We start from the raw sequence: 14,521 nt of genomic DNA, 5'->3' as shown, positions 1-14,521 counted from the left end.
CGTTTTTTCAGTCGTCGTCGATCGATTTGACGCCGAGCGCCGCCGCAAGTCCTTCCCGCGTCACGGTCTCGGCGTCCGCCGCTCCAGCGTCGCCGTCCCCGCCGTAGCCGACGCCGGTGGCGACGAGGACGACGTGCTCGCCCGCGTCCACCTCGCCGCGCTCGCGGAGCCGACGAAGCCCGGCGAGCGTCGTCGCCGACGCGGCCTCGACACGCATTCCGGCGGCCGCGAAATCGCGCCGGGCCGCGCGGATCGCGTCGTCGTCGACGGCGAGGACCGCGCCGTCGGTGTCGCGGGCGGCCGAGAGCGCGCGGGTGCCGCTCGGCGGGTCGGGGTTGGCGATGGAGTACGCGACCGTCTCGCCGACCTCGTCGGCTTCCAGCCGCCCCACCGCGTCGTCGCCACGCGCGAACGCGTCGGCGACGGGGGCGCACGCCGACGCCTGCACGAAGTACAGTCGTGGTGGATCATCGATGAGTCCGGCCGCGGTCGCCTCGCGGACGGCCTTCCACGCGGCGCTGGCGTGGCCGCCGCTGCTGACCGGCATGACGACCGCGTCGGGTGTCGCCGGCGAGGACGCCGCCTCGGGGGTCCCGTCCCCGCCGGCCTCCCCAGCCTCGCCGACTTCGTCGGCGGCGAACGCCCGCAGGATCTCCAGAACCGTCGTCTTCTGGCCGGCGACGCGCAGCGGCGAGTCGGAGTTGACGAACGCGATCCCCGCCTCGGGACCCAGATCGAGTGCGTCGTAGTAGAGCCGGCCGTAGTCGCCGTCGACGCGGACGATCCGCGGGCCGTACGCCGCGATCCGGTCGAGTCGTCCCGCGGAGATGTCGGCGGGGACGAGCACGACGCAGTCGATACCGGCGCTCGCGGCGTGGGCGGCCATCGAGGCGGCCATGTTGCCGTGGGAGACGGTGCCGACGGCGGTCGTCGCCGCGGTCCCGGCCCCGCTTCCGCCCTCGTCCCCGGCGACGCTCGCGGTTCCGGCGTCCCCGGAGACCGCCGCCGCGACGCCGACCGCGCTCCCGCGGTCCTTGAACGAACCGGTCGGGTTGGTCCCCTCCAGTTTCACGTGGACGCGGGCACCGTCGGCGTCGAGGCCGGGCGCGCGGACCAGCGGCGTCGCGCCGGCCGCGGCCGCGAGTCCCGATCCGGGCGCTTCGATCGGGAGGAGGTCGGCGAACGCCCAGACGCCGTCGCGGTCGGGCCACGCGAAGTCCACTGGATCGGTGTCGAACCACAGCGGCTCGCCGCAGTCGGGGCACCGCTGGCCCGACGCCGCGGCGCGGCCGCAGGCGTAGCAGGTGAGCACGGTCGACCCGCGGTCGCCGGTCGTCAAAAGCCCGGCGCACCGCCCGGGGTCGGCAGGTCGCCGAGGACGCGACTGTCCCTCCGCGAGGATTCGACCGTCCCCCGATCGATCCGCGATCGGCTCCCGTATCCGGCCCGGATCCGTCCCGAGTATCGCCACCGATCCCCACGCCGTATGCCAACTGTGTACGTTCGGGAGCGACGGACTCTTTCGTCCGAGCCGTGAACCGCGAGACAGCTCCGGCGTCACGAACGCCGCGAGTTCCTGCTACAGATGAACGCACGATCTACACTCCCCGCACTCGTACTGCTCTCCGTGCTGGTCGGCGCCGTCGCCCTCGCGGGCGGCCTCGCCGCCGGCACCGCGACCGCACAGACAGCGAACGCCACCGCCGACGTGAGCGTCGACGACCAGACCGGCGCGGCGTCGGTGACCGTCGCGGAGGCGACGCTGCCCGACGGCGGCTACGTCGTCGTCTATAACGCCTCCGGCGGCATCGTCGGCGTCTCGGAGTACCTCGATAGCGGCACCCACGAGGACGTGACCCTCGAGGTCTCGCCGGCGCTCTCGCGCAGCCAGGTCGTCGTCGGTGAGGTCCGCGCGGACGACGGCGACGAGTCGTTCAACGCCTCCGCCGATCAGCCGTACACGAACGAGAACGGCCAGCCGATCGGCGAGGCCGGCTACGTGACCGTCGAGCAGACCGAGACGGCCACGCCCACCGCCACGGCAACCGCCACCGAGACGGCGACCGCGAGCGACGGTGACGCGACGACCGCCGCGACCGACGAGCCCACCGAGACGAGCGGACCCGGCTTCGGCGTCGCCGCGGCGGTCGTCGCGCTGGTCGGCGCCGCGCTGCTCGCGCGCCGGTAGATCGCCTCGCCCGTCGAACGTCACCGATCTTTCGTGCCCGCGTGTACCCGTTGACCGCCCCAGCGGCGGCGCCGGACGGTGTCCAGCGGGACGGAACGCGGGATTGAACCCTCGCGGCACCGAATCCCGGGTATGACCGACGACGCCGACGCTCACGCTGACGCCGCCGACACCGCCGAAGCCGGCGAGGACGAGTGGCTCGCGCGCCTCCGCGAGATGCGCGACGAGAAGGACGAGTTCCTCGCGAGCGACCCGCAGTCGCCGCTCGACCCGGCGCTGCGCGACGACTTCGAGGGTCTCGACTACTTCGACCCCGACCCCGCCTACCGCGTGCGGGCCGCCGTCGAGGTGCACGACGACCCGGAGTCGGTGGAACTGACGGTCCGCAACGGCACCGCCGAGCGGTTCCACCGCGTCGCGACGCTGTCGTTCACGCTCCCGGCCGCCGGCGGCGGCGAGGCCGAGGAATCGCTGGCGGCGCTGCGTGCGGAGGGCTCGGCGGCGCTGTTTCTCCCGTTCCGCGACAAGACGACCGGCCAGCAGACGTACGACGGCGGCCGGTACATGGACTTACACCCCGACGGCGACCTCGGGGCGATCGACGAGGTGACGCTGGATTTCAACCTCGCGTACACGCCCTTCTGCGCGTTCGCGGACGCGTTCGCCTGCCCGCTGCCGCCGACCGACAACTGGCTCGAAGTCGCGATCCCGGCGGGCGAGCGCGATCCGGTGCTCGACTGACTGCTCGCTCGACCCCGGGCGTCGCGCCGCCTCCGCGTTCCCCGGTCGCGACCGCCAGAAAAGTAACCCTTAGTACGAGCGAGGTGCCAGGGACACCCATGAAGAAAACGGTCATCCTCGGCGCGGTCCTCATGCTCGTCGGCACCGTGCTGTTCTTCCCGAGCCTGGCCCCGCAGTCCGGGTCGCTCGCGAGTTGGGCGTTGGTCCCGGCGGCGGCACTGCTTACGTACGGGACGTACCTGATCGGCACGAGCGAACCCGGCCGCTCCGTCTGATCTCCCGCCGGACTCACTTCTCCTCGGCGGCGGCGTACCGCTCCAGCGCCGCCGTCGCGCCGGCGGCGACGTACCCGGCGTCGACGCCGACGATCTGGTAGTCGTAGCCCACCGACGCCCAGTGATCGATCTCCGCGGGCGCGGTCGCGAGCGTGCCGACCGGCACCTCGCTGTCCGCGAGCACCGACTCGACGGCCGCGAGGAACCGGTCGGACTCGTAGTCGCCGAAGACGCCCAGATCAGCGGAGAGGTCAGCCGGACCGACGAGCAGCGCGTCGAGGCCGTCGACGGCGGCGATGTCGGCGGCGTTCTCGACCGCGGTTTCGGTCTCGATCTGGGCGATCGTCGCGACGCGGTCGTTCGCGTGTTCGTAGTAGTCGTCGAGGTCGCGGCCGTACCCCGAGGCGCGCGTCCCCGCGACGCCGCGGCGACCCTCCGGCGGGTAGCGCGCCGCCTCGACGAACGCCTCGGCCTCTTCTGTGGTGTTCACCTGTGGTGCCATCACGCCCGCGGCGCCGGTGTCGAGTACGCGCTTGATCCGAACGTGGTCGTTCCACGCGACGCGGACCACGGCCGCCGTGTCGCGCTCGCCCCGGCTCCCTTCGCCGCGGGCGTTCGCGGCGTCGACGGCGCGGACGGCCGCCTCCACGGACTCGGTGCCCGTCGGCGCGTGCTCGGTGTCGATCACGACGAAGTCGGCGTCGGTGAGCGCGAGCTGTTCGGCGATCTGTGGCGAGGGGGTCGACAGCCAGTGGCCGGCGGGGTTCTCGCGGAGGGTCGCAGGCAGTCCCGCGACGCCGGGGTCGTCGGTCATGCGAACTGCTCCTCGCCGACGGGACATCAAGCCCGCACAACCCCCGTTCGACTGCCGCTACGTCGACCGCGGCCGCGCCCTCCGTCGCTACGCCGAGGCCGATCGAACGATACCGGCGAGCAGGGCGCCGCCGGCGACGGCAGAGACGATCACGGCGACCCCGACGACTTCGGTCGGCGATTGGTCGATCCACCGCTGGAGCCACCACGCCGCGTAGTGGAGCTGCGTGTACACGAAAAAGCGGTACGGGAAGTGGATCCACGCGAGGGCCGTCACGGCTGCGATCCCCAGATAGTCGACGATGTCCCGCTCCCGTACCCACATGGATGCGGCTCCCGCTCGACGCCACAAAAGGATTCGTTCCCGACTCTCGGGGGTGAGAACGCGGCGATCGCGGTGGCTCCTCGCAGTCCTCAGTCAGTCCTCGCCCTGCGCGGCCTCGACGCGGGCGGCGTATTTCTCCAGTTCGCCCGCGAGCTCGCTCGCCTCGGTCGCCGAGAGGGTGACGCCCTCGGCGTGGGGTGGGAGCGCCTCCAGTCCGGTGTTATCGAGCTCGAGTTCGAGCGTCACCTCCTCGGGGTCCTCACGGGGCGCCGTGACGTTCAACACGGCGGCGGCCTCCTCCTCGAAGTCGTGCCCGCGGGCGAAGCCGTCGAGCAGGTCGAAGGTGGTGTACGCGTTGACGCGGATGAGCCGGTCGGGCATACCCGTGTTCAGTCGTCGGAGGTGATGGGCGTTCCGTCCGCGCGTGCCGGCGCGGGCGAGGCGTCCATGTCGTCCTCGTCGGCGTACGGGTACCACGTCAGCTTCGTGTTGTGCATGTACGGGTCCTCGTAGTCGGTCTCCTCGGGCTCGACCAACTCCGCGAGCGTCTCCTCGTCGGTGCGCTCGACGAAGTCACGGAACGACTCGTCGCCCTGACGGCGCTCCTCGAAGTTCGCGAGCAGGTTCCCGATGGCGCCGGGCACCTCGTCGGCGGGCACGCGCTGTTCGACCCACTCGGCGAAGCGCGGCTCGGCGCCGAGGCCGCCGCCGAGGCCGATGTCGAGCGCCTCGACCGCCTCGCCGTCCTTGCGGGTCTTCATCCCCCGCAGGCTGATGTCGGCGATCTGCGGCTGCGCGCAGGAGGCCGTACAACCCGACAGGTGGATGTGGAAGTCCTCGACGCCGTCGGGCACCTCGACGTTGTCCTTGAGCCAGCGGGCGTACCGAACCTGCCGGTTCTTCGTCTCGACGATCGACAGCGAGCAGAACTCCGTGCCCGTGCAGGCGATGGAGCCGCGCATGAACGTGTGCGGGTCCGGCTCGTAGGTGTCGAGCAGGTCCTCCGCGAGCAGGTCGTCGAGGTCCCCCTCGGACACGTCGGTGACGATGACGTTCTGCCGCTGGGTGACGCGCACCTCGCCGGAGCCGTACTCGTCGGCGATCCGCGCGAGTTCGCGGGTGTCGTCGGCGCCCATCCGGCCGACGAGGACGTTCAAGCCGACGTAGTAGTTGCCGTCGTTCTGCTCGTGAACGCCGACGTGGTCGTGGTGACCGTCGTCGTTGCGCCCGGAGTTGTACGTGTACTCGTCGCGCAGGTCCTCGCCGGCGGTCCGGAGCTCGAAGTCGACGTAGTCCTCCTGAAGGACGCGGCGGATCTTCTCGGTCCCCCACTCGTCGGTGAGGAACTTCATCCGAGCGTTGTAGCGGTCCTCGCGGTCGCCGTGGTCGTTGAACAGCGCCGAGATGCCGCCCGCGACCGCGTCGGCGTCCTCCGGCGGGACGAACACGTCGAGGCTTCGCGCGAGGCGCGGCTCGTTGCGCGAGAGGCCGCCGCCGACGCGGACGTTGAATCCCTTGATGCCGTCCTTCTCGGCCGGCTCGAACGCCAGATCGTTGATGTCACCCTGTCCGCAGCCCTCCTCACAGCCGGTGACGCTCACCTTCCACTTGCGCGGGAGGTTCGAGTGGTCGTCGTTGCCCTTGAACGTCTCGTTGAGGTCCATCGCGACGGGCAGCGCGTCGACGAACTCCGCGGAGTCCTTGCCGGCGACGGGGCAGCCCACGATGTTGCGCCAGGAGTCACCGCACGCCTGTTGGGTGGACAGGCCGTTCGACTCCAGTTTGTCGAAGATCTCGGGGATGTCCTCCAGCCGGATCCAGTGGAGCTGGATCGACTGCCGGGTCGTCCAGTCGACGTACGCGTCGCCGAACTCGGGGTTCTCGGCGGGCCCGCGAGCGTACTCGTCGGCGATGTCGGCGACGACCTCGGCCTGCCCCGGCTCCAGCACGCCGTTGGGCGTCCCGATCCGCATCATGAAGTAGCTCTCCTGGCCGTTCCGCTGGTGGTACAGCCCCCACCACTTGAAGCGCTCGAACCAGGCGTCGTGTTCGTCCGCCGGGATCGACTCCCACCCCTCCTCGGCGAACTCCATCAGGTGCTCCCTGATCTCGTTGCCGTACACCTCCGATTTCCAGTTTTCGACGTCCGTGGGCATTCGTGGACGAACACAGTCGCCCGACGACCCTAAAGCGCGCCTCCGCGTCAATCCTCCCCGACGCTGCCGGGAACCGGCAACGCTTGCGACGTCGACGGCGCGCCGAGACCGCCGCCCGGGAACCGGACCGCTTCCCCCGCCAGCGACCGGAACTCCCCGTCGACGACGCGGCCGACCGGGAGCGCCCGGACCGTCGCATCGGCGCCACAGCGGATGCACTGCCCGTACACGTCGGCCGTCACGGTTCGGCCGTCGGCGCCGACGGCGGTGAACCCCTCGACGACGAAGTCCGCGAGGTCGTCGGCACAGGCGCACGCGTCGCCGCCGACGCGCCACAGTTCGCTGACGCTGACGCGACGCTCGTCGTCCACTGAGACCCACGCCCCGTCGTCGAGCACCCTGATGGCGACGCTCACAGCCGGATCCTGTCCCGCCGCGACCATACTCCCGTCGCCGGGCGCAACGGCCGACGGTTCCGGTGACGCCGACGTAGTCACGGATCGCCAGCCGTCGCCCGGATCGCGTTGATCCCGGCGTTCCGGATAGCGGCAACACCGTCTTCTACCGGGGAGTGTCGGTCACGCTTGACCCTGCGGCGCGGCTTATAGGAGTACGGGGTGTGTACGGTAGTGATGGCAGAACAGACGACTGACGATCGATACGGCGACGAGGAAGTCGACACCTCTCATCTCGACGATCTCGAGGACGGCTGCGGCTGCGCGGAGGTGTGGGAGCACCTCTCGGAAGACCAGGAGCAGTCGGCCGACTAGCGCGGCCGGGTCGCATCGGTCACGACAGTTCTCGACGGAGCACGCTCCCGACGCCGCCCGCGAGAGTCGACGGGACGGCGAGCACGGCAGCGAGCACGTACAGGAGCGCGAGAAACACCCCCGCGAGCAGCGCGACGGCGGCCGCGGGTTCGGGGGAGCCGGACACGAGCGCCGTTCCCGCGAGTACGATCGCCAACGCTACGTACAGCAGCGACGCGAGCAGGACCGGCGCGAGTCCGACGGCATAGCCGTAGACGATCCCGGTCCCCGGGCGGTCGGAAGCGAGTCCACCCGCCAGCGCCGCCGCCGGCATCGGACCGACGACGATGGGGAGCAGCCCCGCCCGCTCGGGGACCAGCGGGCGGTCGGCGGCCGGGACGCCGGCCGGGACCTGCACCCCGGCGAGCACCGGCAGCGCCGCGCCGACCGCGAGGACGCCCCCGACCGCCAGCGGCACGCCGAACAGCAGCGCGAGAACGCGGTTCCGGCGTGGGGAGTTCACGGCCCGAATCACTTCGACCGTCGGAAAGAGCGTTTCGGACACCCTATAGTCCGACCGCTTCCGGCGACGCGGGCGGGCGCCGGCGTCGCGCCGCCGTGGGCGGCGCCGCCGGATCTGCGACGGACGGATCGAGGTGAATAAACCGAGATAGGTCGCCAGAGGGGCGTGTCACACGGATCGGGGACGGTCGAAGCTAAACTACGTCGGGGGATCGGAGAACGCGGCGCCGAAGTGGCGCCCGTACCGGCGTCGGTTTTCACGAGGGTCGTCGCTGCTGGGACGTCGTCGTCCGCGAGAAGACTGCCGGGGGTGGGCTCCGAACCCACGATCTCCGCATGGCCCAGGTACGAGGCTCGGCGGGCCCCGTTGGGGCGGAGGCTTCCAAGGCGTTCCGCACCGAATCTCGAAACCCTATGAGTGCGGCGCTATGTCCAGCTAAGCCACCCCGGCTCACGTCATCGTCGGGCGGTCGCACTCTTGAAGCTTCCCATCGCGAATCGGTGCGACACACCGGGACACACCGCGGGCCGTTGTTCCGTCGGGCAGTTTCGACCGGCGCGGCGTCCCCTCGGCGTGTACTGTCCGCGAATCAGGACCGGCGTACCCGCCGGGTTTAAGCCGTGGGGCGGGCGAAACGCTGGTATGAGTTTGCCGGAACTGGTCCGGGGGGAGCTGGGCGAGGAGGACCCCGTCGCCCGCGTCCACCTCGGCGGGGACGACGAGCTGTTCGTCACCCCGACCCGCACGCTGATCTACCGCGCGGAAGGGCTGCTCTCCGACGAGTCCACCGAGGAGCTGTCCCACGACGCCGAGCGCGTCGCCGTCTCCGAGTCGCGTCGGAAGGCGAAGTTCACCCTCGAGTACGGCCTCGACGGCGACCGCAGCTTCTCGGTGCCGCGCGGCTCCCTCGACGAGGTCCTCCATCCCGTGCTCGCGGGCGTCCTCTCGGCCGCCGGGATCACCGAGCCCGGCGAGACCGTCGAGCGCACCTTCCGCTTCTCCGAGCTCACCCTCGTCGTCACGTCGGCCCGGATAGTCAAGCACGTCGGCGCCGCCGTCTGGGACGACGACTACGAGGAGTTCCACTACGACGACGTGACCGATCTCACGTTTGAAGAGGGGAGCGTCGCCACCACGCTCGTGCTCACCGCCGACGGGCGCCAAGAGCGGTTCAAGGCGCCCAGCGACAGCGCCCGGGCGATCAAAGAGCGACTGACGAACGCGCTGTTGGCCCACTACGACGTCAGGTCATTGGAGGAATTCCGCGCGCTCTCGGCGGCGGCCGCCGGCGAGGACGACGCCGACGATCCGGTCGATCGGACGGACTTCGGCGGCGGCCCCGACCCGCTGTCGGCCGATCCGGAGGCGGTCGACACCGACGCCGGCACCCGCGAGGAGCCGCTGGCCGACGACGGGGCGGCCGACGCCGACGCGCCCGACGCAGTCGGCAGGGGGACGGCCACAGACACCGGGACGAGCGCGCCGTCTGGGGGGCCCGACGCCGCAGGGACAACCGCCGCGACAGAGCTGCACAGAGAGGCCGACCCAGTCGAGGCGGACGGGCGAGCAGTCGGCGCCGGCGAGGGCGACGGCTTCGGCGACACCGGCTTCGAACCGGCCGAGCCCACCGACGACATCGCCGAGGAGGTTGCGGCCCTCCGGGCGCTCGTCGAGCGGCAGGGCGAACAGATCGAACGCCAGACCGAGTTGGTCGAGCAACTGATCGAAGAACTGCGCCGCGGTCGCTGACGCGGCTCCTGCCCTTCACCGGGTCCTCACGACTCCCGTCCGGTCACCTTCCGAATACACGAGGAGCCGAACGGCCCGAGTTCGCCGGCGTCGAGCCGGACGAAGTGACCGGTCGTGATCCCCGCTCCGCAGCGGCGACACGAGAAGTCGCCCTCCCGGCGGACCACCTGCGAGTCGAACCGAACGAACCCCGAGCCGTGAACCCGAACGATCGCGTCCTCGCGCTCGATGACCCCGCGGCGTTCGGCCTCGTCGAGCACCGCACGGGTGACCGCCGGGCTCGTCGTCACGGTCTCCAGCCGGTCGATCAGCTCGGGGAGCGGAAGCTCGTCGTCCTCGAGATGCTCCAGCAGCTCCACGCCGAGCGCGACCGTCTCCTCGCGGGTTCGTGCCGGCGCGTCCTCGTCCGGTGTCACGTCGGCCGCGGTTCGTCGCGGGCGCTGTTAAGCGTCCCGGGTGTCCGGAACTCGACACGGAATCGCGACGCGGGAACCAGTGGACGCAACCGTGGTGTCCGGCGGTAGTCGTCCAGCAACCGCGGCCCTTATTCGCGTGACGACCCCAATGCGGCCGTGAATCGTCGCGCGCTCGTCGGTGGCCTCGTCGCCGGCGCGGTGATGATCGCGGTCGTCTTTACCTCCCCGGACGCCGTGCTCGACCGCCTCGCGTGGGTCACCGCCGAGCCGGGCAGACTCGTCGCGGTGCTCGTCGCGTTAGCGGTCGTTCGTCCGCTGCTCGCGTGGCCGGTGACGCTGTTGGCGGTCATCGCCGGCTACGGGTTCGGGCTGTCCGCGATCCCCCTGTCGCTCGGTGTGATGGTGCTGACGTCGATCCCGCCGTACCTGTTCGCCCGCCGTGGGCGCGACGCGGGCGACGCGCTCGCCGGCGGCGACCGGATCTCGACGGCCGTCAACGACCTCCTCGACCGCGCCGTCGGCGCCGGCGAGCGCGCCGTCTCCGTCGCCGGGGGAACCCGCTCGGTCGCCGCCTCCCGGCTGCTCCCGTTCCCCTCGGACGCCGTCTCCGTCGCCGCCGGCCTCGCGGGCGTTCGCGCCGGCCCGTTCGTCCTCGGGAGCGCGATCGGGGAGCTCCCGTGGGCCGTCGCCGGCACCGTCGCGGGCGCCTCCGCCGGGCGCGTCGCGGAGGTGGGCCTCGCCGGGGTGCTCGACCCGTGGTTGATCGGCGCTGCGGCGCTCGGCGGCCTCCTCCTCCTCGCTGGACCGGCGTACCGACACTACCGCTCGGCGTCGGTCTGATCTGCGGTTTCGGTACCCGGGGGATCGCGAGCCAGCAGTATCGCGTCCGTCCCGTCGTCGTAGAAGCCGGGGTGCCGTGCGGTCGAGCGGAACCCGAGCGACTCGTACAGGCGCCTCGCGGCGTCGTTATCGGCGGCGACGAGGAGCGTGACGCGACCATCGGCGCCCGTGAGGAGTCGCCGAAGCAGTCGGGTGGCCCGTCCCTCCCGCCTGTGGGCGGGGTGGACCGCGAGTTCGGCGATGTGAACGCCATCGCCGGCGACCGGGAGCACATACCCGACGACGGCGCCGTCGGCCGTCTCGTCGACGAGTACGTCGCCGGTTCGCAGGCCATGAGAGCGCAGCGTCGGGCTCGGCTCGCGGAGCAGTCGTTGGAGCGTTCGAACCGCCGGCTCGTCGGCCGGCCGTCCGGATCGGACCGTCACGTCGGGAGGAGCGGCAGTGCCTGAAAGACGATCGCCGCAACCGACGCGAGCGCGTCGGTGAGCGCCCCGAGCGTCGCCGGCGACGGAACCGCCGCAGCGCCGGCGACGACCGAGAGAACGACGGCCGCGAGCGCTCCCGACAGCGTCGCGAGCGTGTTCACCGCCTGGTTCCCGATCCGGTCACCCTCGACCGTCGCGCCGAGCAGGCTGTCGACCGTCATGCCGACGAACCCGGCACCGGTGACGGCGATGGCCACCGGAACCGCGACCGGTGCGCCCGCGGCCGCCAAGCCCGCGAGACCGCCGGTCGTCGCGGATCCGCCCAGCGGCATCGCCAGCGCCGCGAGCACGGCGACCAATCCGGCGCCGGCGACGCCCGCGACCTCCCCCTGCCAGGTGATCGCCCCGTCGGTGCCGGGGTCGACCGGCTGCAGCGTCGTCACCAGCCGCGGCGTGTCGAACAGCCCGCCGAACTCCGATGAGAGCGTGTCGGCCATCGCCGCCGCGACCGACCCGGCGAACGCGAACGCGATCAGCGTCGGGACGGTGGTATCCGGGACGACCGCCCTCGCGGCCGCGAACACGACCACCGAGCACAGCGCGACCCCGGCGTTGCCGAGGACGTTGCCGGCGCCGCGAGCGCCGTCGTTGCCCTCGGCGACGCCGCGGGTGTCCTTCTCCTCGAAACGGAACTTCGCGGCGAGCCCGCCGATGGCAAAAAACGAAATGATCACGACGAACCAGCCGATCCCGCCGAGCACGACGGTCGCGAACCCCAGCAGCACGCCAGTCAACATCCCCGAAACCGACGCGGTCTCGAGTACGTACGAGACGACGCCGAGCCCGACGGTGAACGCGAGGCCGGCGGCCACGATCGTCGGCGTGACGACGACCCCGCCGGCGGCCACGAGCGCCGACAGCAGCCACAGGAGGAACCCGACCGACACGACCACGATCGGGTCGTCGCGGGGGAACAACACCGAGCGGAGGAGCGCGGCAACTAGTGCGGCAGTCGCCGCGAGGAACACGTACGTCGGGAGCGCCGCGACGGCGAACGAGTCGGCGGCGACGGCGACGGCTGCCTGCCCGAGCGTCGCGGCCGCGAACGCCGTGAGCGTGAACGCGGTCGTCGTGGCGAACTCGTCGCTCGTGGACTCGCGGACGAACTCGCGCCCGAGGACGCCGTACGCCAGCGTGAGGACGCTCGCGGCGTACACGGTGACCGGCATCGGCGCCTGCGGGAGCGCGGTCAACACGCCGAGTGCGGTCGCCGCGAGCGCGAACCCCGCGAGCCCGTTGAGTCGACGGTCCTCGTGGTCGCCCGGTCGGGCGAACAGCTCGAAGAACCGACCCTCGTCGACGACGAACGCCGCGAGGACGGCGACGACGGCGAACGGCGCGGCGGCGGCCGGCCCCAGCGCCGGCGCGGCCAACACCGCCGAGGCGACGACGGCGAACGCCCCCGCGCGCCGGAGTCGGTGTCTCACGGCCGAGGCTACCCCCGACGAACACTTAACGGTCCCGGGACGGCGGCTCGCGGTCCCGGGACGGCGGCGCGACGGCGGCGAGAGCGGTAACGCTTTCGGGCGCCCGCCCAACGCCCGAGCCAGCAGTGGGACTCTACGACGCGTACCTCGGCGTGCGCCACCGCCGCAACCCCGGCGACCCCCCCGCCCACGTCGCGCTCGTCATCACCGAGCGCGACCTGCTCGAACAGGGTGCCTACGACACGCTGGAGTCGTTTCTCGGGTGGGCGTTCGAGTACGGCGCCGAGCGCGTCACCGTCTCCGTCTCGGTGCTCGACGAGGCGGTCGTCGACACCCTCGCGCGCGAACTCGCCGGCGTCGACGCGCCCCGCCCGATCGCGGTGCGCACGCCCGAGGACACCGAGCGCGCGGACGCGCCGATCCGGGTGAACATCGGCCTCGGCGGGAAACGCGAGTTCGCCGCCGCCGTCCGCGACATCGCGGCGGCCGTCGAGGCCGGCGACCTCGACCCCGACGAGGTGGCGGGGACCGACATCGAGGACCGACTGATCTTCCCCGAGGAGCCGGATCTGGTGATCAAGACGGGCGCCGAGCGGCTCTCGGATTTCCTCATCTGGCAGTCGGTCTACTCGGAGCTGTACTTCACTGACGTGAACTGGCGCGACTTCCGGAAGCGGGACTACCTGCGGGCGGTGTTGGACTACCAGAACCGACAGCGACGGTTCGGAAAATAACGGATCATCGGCCCGACCTCGTCGCGAGCGGAGCGGAGGGGAGGGGACCAGGGAGGTTCCGCCGATGCTCCGCCGGGCCCCGGTCAGTCGGCCGTCTCGCCCGCGGCGCCGGTCTCGAGCGCCTCGTTCAGTTCCTCGCCGGTCGCATCGCCCGGGAGCCGATCACGCAGACGGACGGCGACCGCGCGGGCCTCGTCCAGCTCGACGGCCGCGAGCGACCGCACGAGCGCGGCGGCCCGTTTCGCTCGGGTGCGGCGCCACGACTCCTCGCGCGCCTCGTACGTTCGGATGGAGCGCAGGAAGTCGACCTTCGAGAACTCCGGCCAGTACGGCGAGCAGAAGTACGCCGCCGCCTCGTTGCCGTTGGCGTGCCACGGCAGGAAGTTCGAGGTGCGCTCGTCGCCCCCCGTCCTGATGATGAGGTCCACGTCGCGGACGGGCCGGCGGTACAGCCGCGACTCCACCTCGGCGACGCCCACGTCGTCGGCCGCCAGATCGCCGTCGGCAACGTCGCGGGCGACCGCCCGGACCGCCCCGAGCAGCTCGTTGCGGCCGCCGTACGCCAGCGCGATGTTCAGCGTGAAGTCGTCGTGGCCGGCGGTGCGCGCCTCGGCGTACTCGACGGCGTCGCGGACGCGCTCGGGAAGCCGCTCCACGTCGCCGAGCGCGCGGATGCACACGCCCTGCTCGTGGACGCGGTCGGCGTCGGCGAACTCCCGAAGCTTGTCCTCGAGCAGGTCGAACAGCGGGTCCAGCTCGTCGTCCGGCCGGTCGAAGTTCTCCGTCGAGAAGGCGTACAGCGTGAGCTCCTCGACGCCGAGGTCGCCACACCAGTCGAGCACCCGCTCGGTCGTATCGGCGCCCGCGCGGTGGCCGTCGGGCGCGTCGTCGCCGCGACTGCGGGCGTACCGGCGGTTCCCGTCCTGGATGATCGCGACGTGGTCCGGGCCGTCACCGATCTCCCGGCGCAGCACGCGCTCGTAGGTACTGTCGAACAGCGTTTCGAGGCGCGAGCGCAGAGTCACTATCGAGAGTATGTCGGCCAAGGGATATGTGTCTTGCGAGGAACCGGACGACGCACGGATGACGCGCGGACGGCA

The 14,521-nt window shown here is 71.6% G+C and carries 18 protein-coding genes and 1 tRNA gene; 7 read left to right on the top strand and 12 right to left on the bottom strand.

The genetic code is table 11. From position 1 onward, the window contains the following. Window positions 1–7 precede the first annotated feature (7 nt). Window positions 8–1,312 carry a threonine synthase gene (locus ABJD39_RS10435; protein ID WP_348608075.1) on the bottom strand — a complete coding sequence of 435 codons (1,305 nt, stop codon included), beginning with the start codon at window positions 1,310–1,312 and terminating at the stop codon, window positions 8–10. A gap of 273 nt (window positions 1,313–1,585) precedes the next feature. Between ABJD39_RS10435 and ABJD39_RS10430 the strand changes: the two genes are divergently transcribed. The 3 genes from ABJD39_RS10430 (at window position 1,586) to ABJD39_RS10420 (ending at window position 3,204) form a co-directional block, all read left to right on the top strand. Further along, window positions 1,586–2,188, top strand: coding sequence for a DUF7282 domain-containing protein (locus tag ABJD39_RS10430; RefSeq protein ID WP_348608072.1), 603 nt, complete (start codon window positions 1,586–1,588; stop codon window positions 2,186–2,188). A 132-nt stretch (window positions 2,189–2,320) separates the two neighbouring features. Next, entirely contained in the window at window positions 2,321–2,929 is a 609-nt protein-coding gene (locus ABJD39_RS10425; RefSeq protein ID WP_348608069.1) for a DUF1684 domain-containing protein, read from the top strand. 98 nt (window positions 2,930–3,027) lie between these two features. After that, window positions 3,028–3,204, top strand: coding sequence for a hypothetical protein (locus ABJD39_RS10420; RefSeq protein WP_348608066.1), 177 nt, complete (start codon window positions 3,028–3,030; stop codon window positions 3,202–3,204). 13 nt (window positions 3,205–3,217) lie between these two features. On the opposite strand, the gene ABJD39_RS10415 is transcribed toward ABJD39_RS10420, so the two are convergent. The 5 genes from ABJD39_RS10415 to ABJD39_RS10395 all read right to left on the bottom strand — a co-directional run bounded on the left by ABJD39_RS10415 (window position 3,218) and on the right by ABJD39_RS10395 (window position 6,914). Further along, on the bottom strand, window positions 3,218–4,018 hold the full coding sequence (locus ABJD39_RS10415; RefSeq protein WP_348608063.1) for an HpcH/HpaI aldolase family protein: 801 nt from the start codon (window positions 4,016–4,018) through the stop codon (window positions 3,218–3,220). A gap of 87 nt (window positions 4,019–4,105) precedes the next feature. Continuing rightward, entirely contained in the window at window positions 4,106–4,342 is a 237-nt protein-coding gene (locus ABJD39_RS10410; RefSeq protein ID WP_348608060.1) for a hypothetical protein, read from the bottom strand. 93 nt (window positions 4,343–4,435) lie between these two features. After that, window positions 4,436–4,723, bottom strand: coding sequence for a DUF6360 family protein (locus ABJD39_RS10405; protein ID WP_348608057.1), 288 nt, complete (start codon window positions 4,721–4,723; stop codon window positions 4,436–4,438). A gap of 8 nt (window positions 4,724–4,731) precedes the next feature. After that, on the bottom strand, window positions 4,732–6,498 hold the full coding sequence (locus ABJD39_RS10400) for a nitrite/sulfite reductase (RefSeq protein WP_348608054.1): 1,767 nt from the start codon (window positions 6,496–6,498) through the stop codon (window positions 4,732–4,734). Window positions 6,499–6,545: 47 nt separating this feature from the next. Beyond that, the gene (locus ABJD39_RS10395) at window positions 6,546–6,914 is read right to left on the bottom strand and encodes a hypothetical protein (protein ID WP_348608051.1); all 369 of its coding nucleotides are present in this window, start codon (window positions 6,912–6,914) and stop codon (window positions 6,546–6,548) included. Window positions 6,915–7,130: 216 nt separating this feature from the next. Here ABJD39_RS10395 and ABJD39_RS10390 point away from each other — a divergent pair, with 216 nt between their 5' ends. Then, a complete protein-coding gene (locus tag ABJD39_RS10390; protein ID WP_348608048.1) occupies window positions 7,131–7,268 on the top strand; it encodes a hypothetical protein in 138 nt (45 codons plus the stop codon). A 19-nt stretch (window positions 7,269–7,287) separates the two neighbouring features. Here ABJD39_RS10390 and ABJD39_RS10385 read toward each other — a convergent pair whose 3' ends face one another. Further along, window positions 7,288–7,770, bottom strand: a complete 483-nt coding sequence (locus tag ABJD39_RS10385; protein ID WP_348608045.1) for a hypothetical protein — start codon at window positions 7,768–7,770, stop codon at window positions 7,288–7,290. A 301-nt stretch (window positions 7,771–8,071) separates the two neighbouring features. Continuing rightward, window positions 8,072–8,220: transfer RNA gene (locus ABJD39_RS10380), tRNA-Met, on the bottom strand. Window positions 8,221–8,412: 192 nt separating this feature from the next. Between ABJD39_RS10380 and ABJD39_RS10375 the strand changes: the two genes are divergently transcribed. Next, the gene (locus tag ABJD39_RS10375; protein WP_348608042.1) at window positions 8,413–9,519 is read left to right on the top strand and encodes a DUF7115 domain-containing protein; all 1,107 of its coding nucleotides are present in this window, start codon (window positions 8,413–8,415) and stop codon (window positions 9,517–9,519) included. A 26-nt stretch (window positions 9,520–9,545) separates the two neighbouring features. On the opposite strand, the gene ABJD39_RS10370 is transcribed toward ABJD39_RS10375, so the two are convergent. After that, on the bottom strand, window positions 9,546–9,935 hold the full coding sequence (locus ABJD39_RS10370; RefSeq protein ID WP_348608039.1) for a DUF5830 family protein: 390 nt from the start codon (window positions 9,933–9,935) through the stop codon (window positions 9,546–9,548). Between the two features lie 156 nt (window positions 9,936–10,091). Here ABJD39_RS10370 and ABJD39_RS10365 point away from each other — a divergent pair, with 156 nt between their 5' ends. Further along, entirely contained in the window at window positions 10,092–10,775 is a 684-nt protein-coding gene (locus ABJD39_RS10365) for a TVP38/TMEM64 family protein (RefSeq protein ID WP_431357846.1), read from the top strand. Here the strand turns inward: ABJD39_RS10365 and ABJD39_RS10360 are convergent. Next, window positions 10,754–11,200, bottom strand: a complete 447-nt coding sequence (locus ABJD39_RS10360) for a GNAT family N-acetyltransferase (protein WP_348608036.1) — start codon at window positions 11,198–11,200, stop codon at window positions 10,754–10,756. The two genes, ABJD39_RS10365 and ABJD39_RS10360, sit on opposite strands and share 22 nt — an antisense overlap. Beyond that, window positions 11,197–12,687, bottom strand: a complete 1,491-nt coding sequence (locus tag ABJD39_RS10355; protein ID WP_348608033.1) for a DUF92 domain-containing protein — start codon at window positions 12,685–12,687, stop codon at window positions 11,197–11,199. The genes ABJD39_RS10360 and ABJD39_RS10355 overlap by 4 nt, the downstream gene beginning before the upstream one ends. A gap of 125 nt (window positions 12,688–12,812) precedes the next feature. Here ABJD39_RS10355 and ABJD39_RS10350 point away from each other — a divergent pair, with 125 nt between their 5' ends. Continuing rightward, the gene (locus ABJD39_RS10350; protein WP_348608030.1) at window positions 12,813–13,421 is read left to right on the top strand and encodes an undecaprenyl diphosphate synthase family protein; all 609 of its coding nucleotides are present in this window, start codon (window positions 12,813–12,815) and stop codon (window positions 13,419–13,421) included. An 83-nt stretch (window positions 13,422–13,504) separates the two neighbouring features. Here the strand turns inward: ABJD39_RS10350 and uppS are convergent, their stop codons facing one another. Then, a complete protein-coding gene (gene uppS, locus ABJD39_RS10345; protein WP_348613632.1) occupies window positions 13,505–14,440 on the bottom strand; it encodes a polyprenyl diphosphate synthase in 936 nt (311 codons plus the stop codon). Window positions 14,441–14,521: the final 81 nt, after the last annotated feature.

This window comes from Halobaculum rarum (genome assembly GCF_040025155.1).
GTDB classification, from domain to species: domain Archaea; phylum Halobacteriota; class Halobacteria; order Halobacteriales; family Haloferacaceae; genus Halobaculum; species Halobaculum rarum.
Note: the sequence above shows the minus strand (reverse complement) of the source record. Positions and strands in the feature narration are given on the sequence as shown.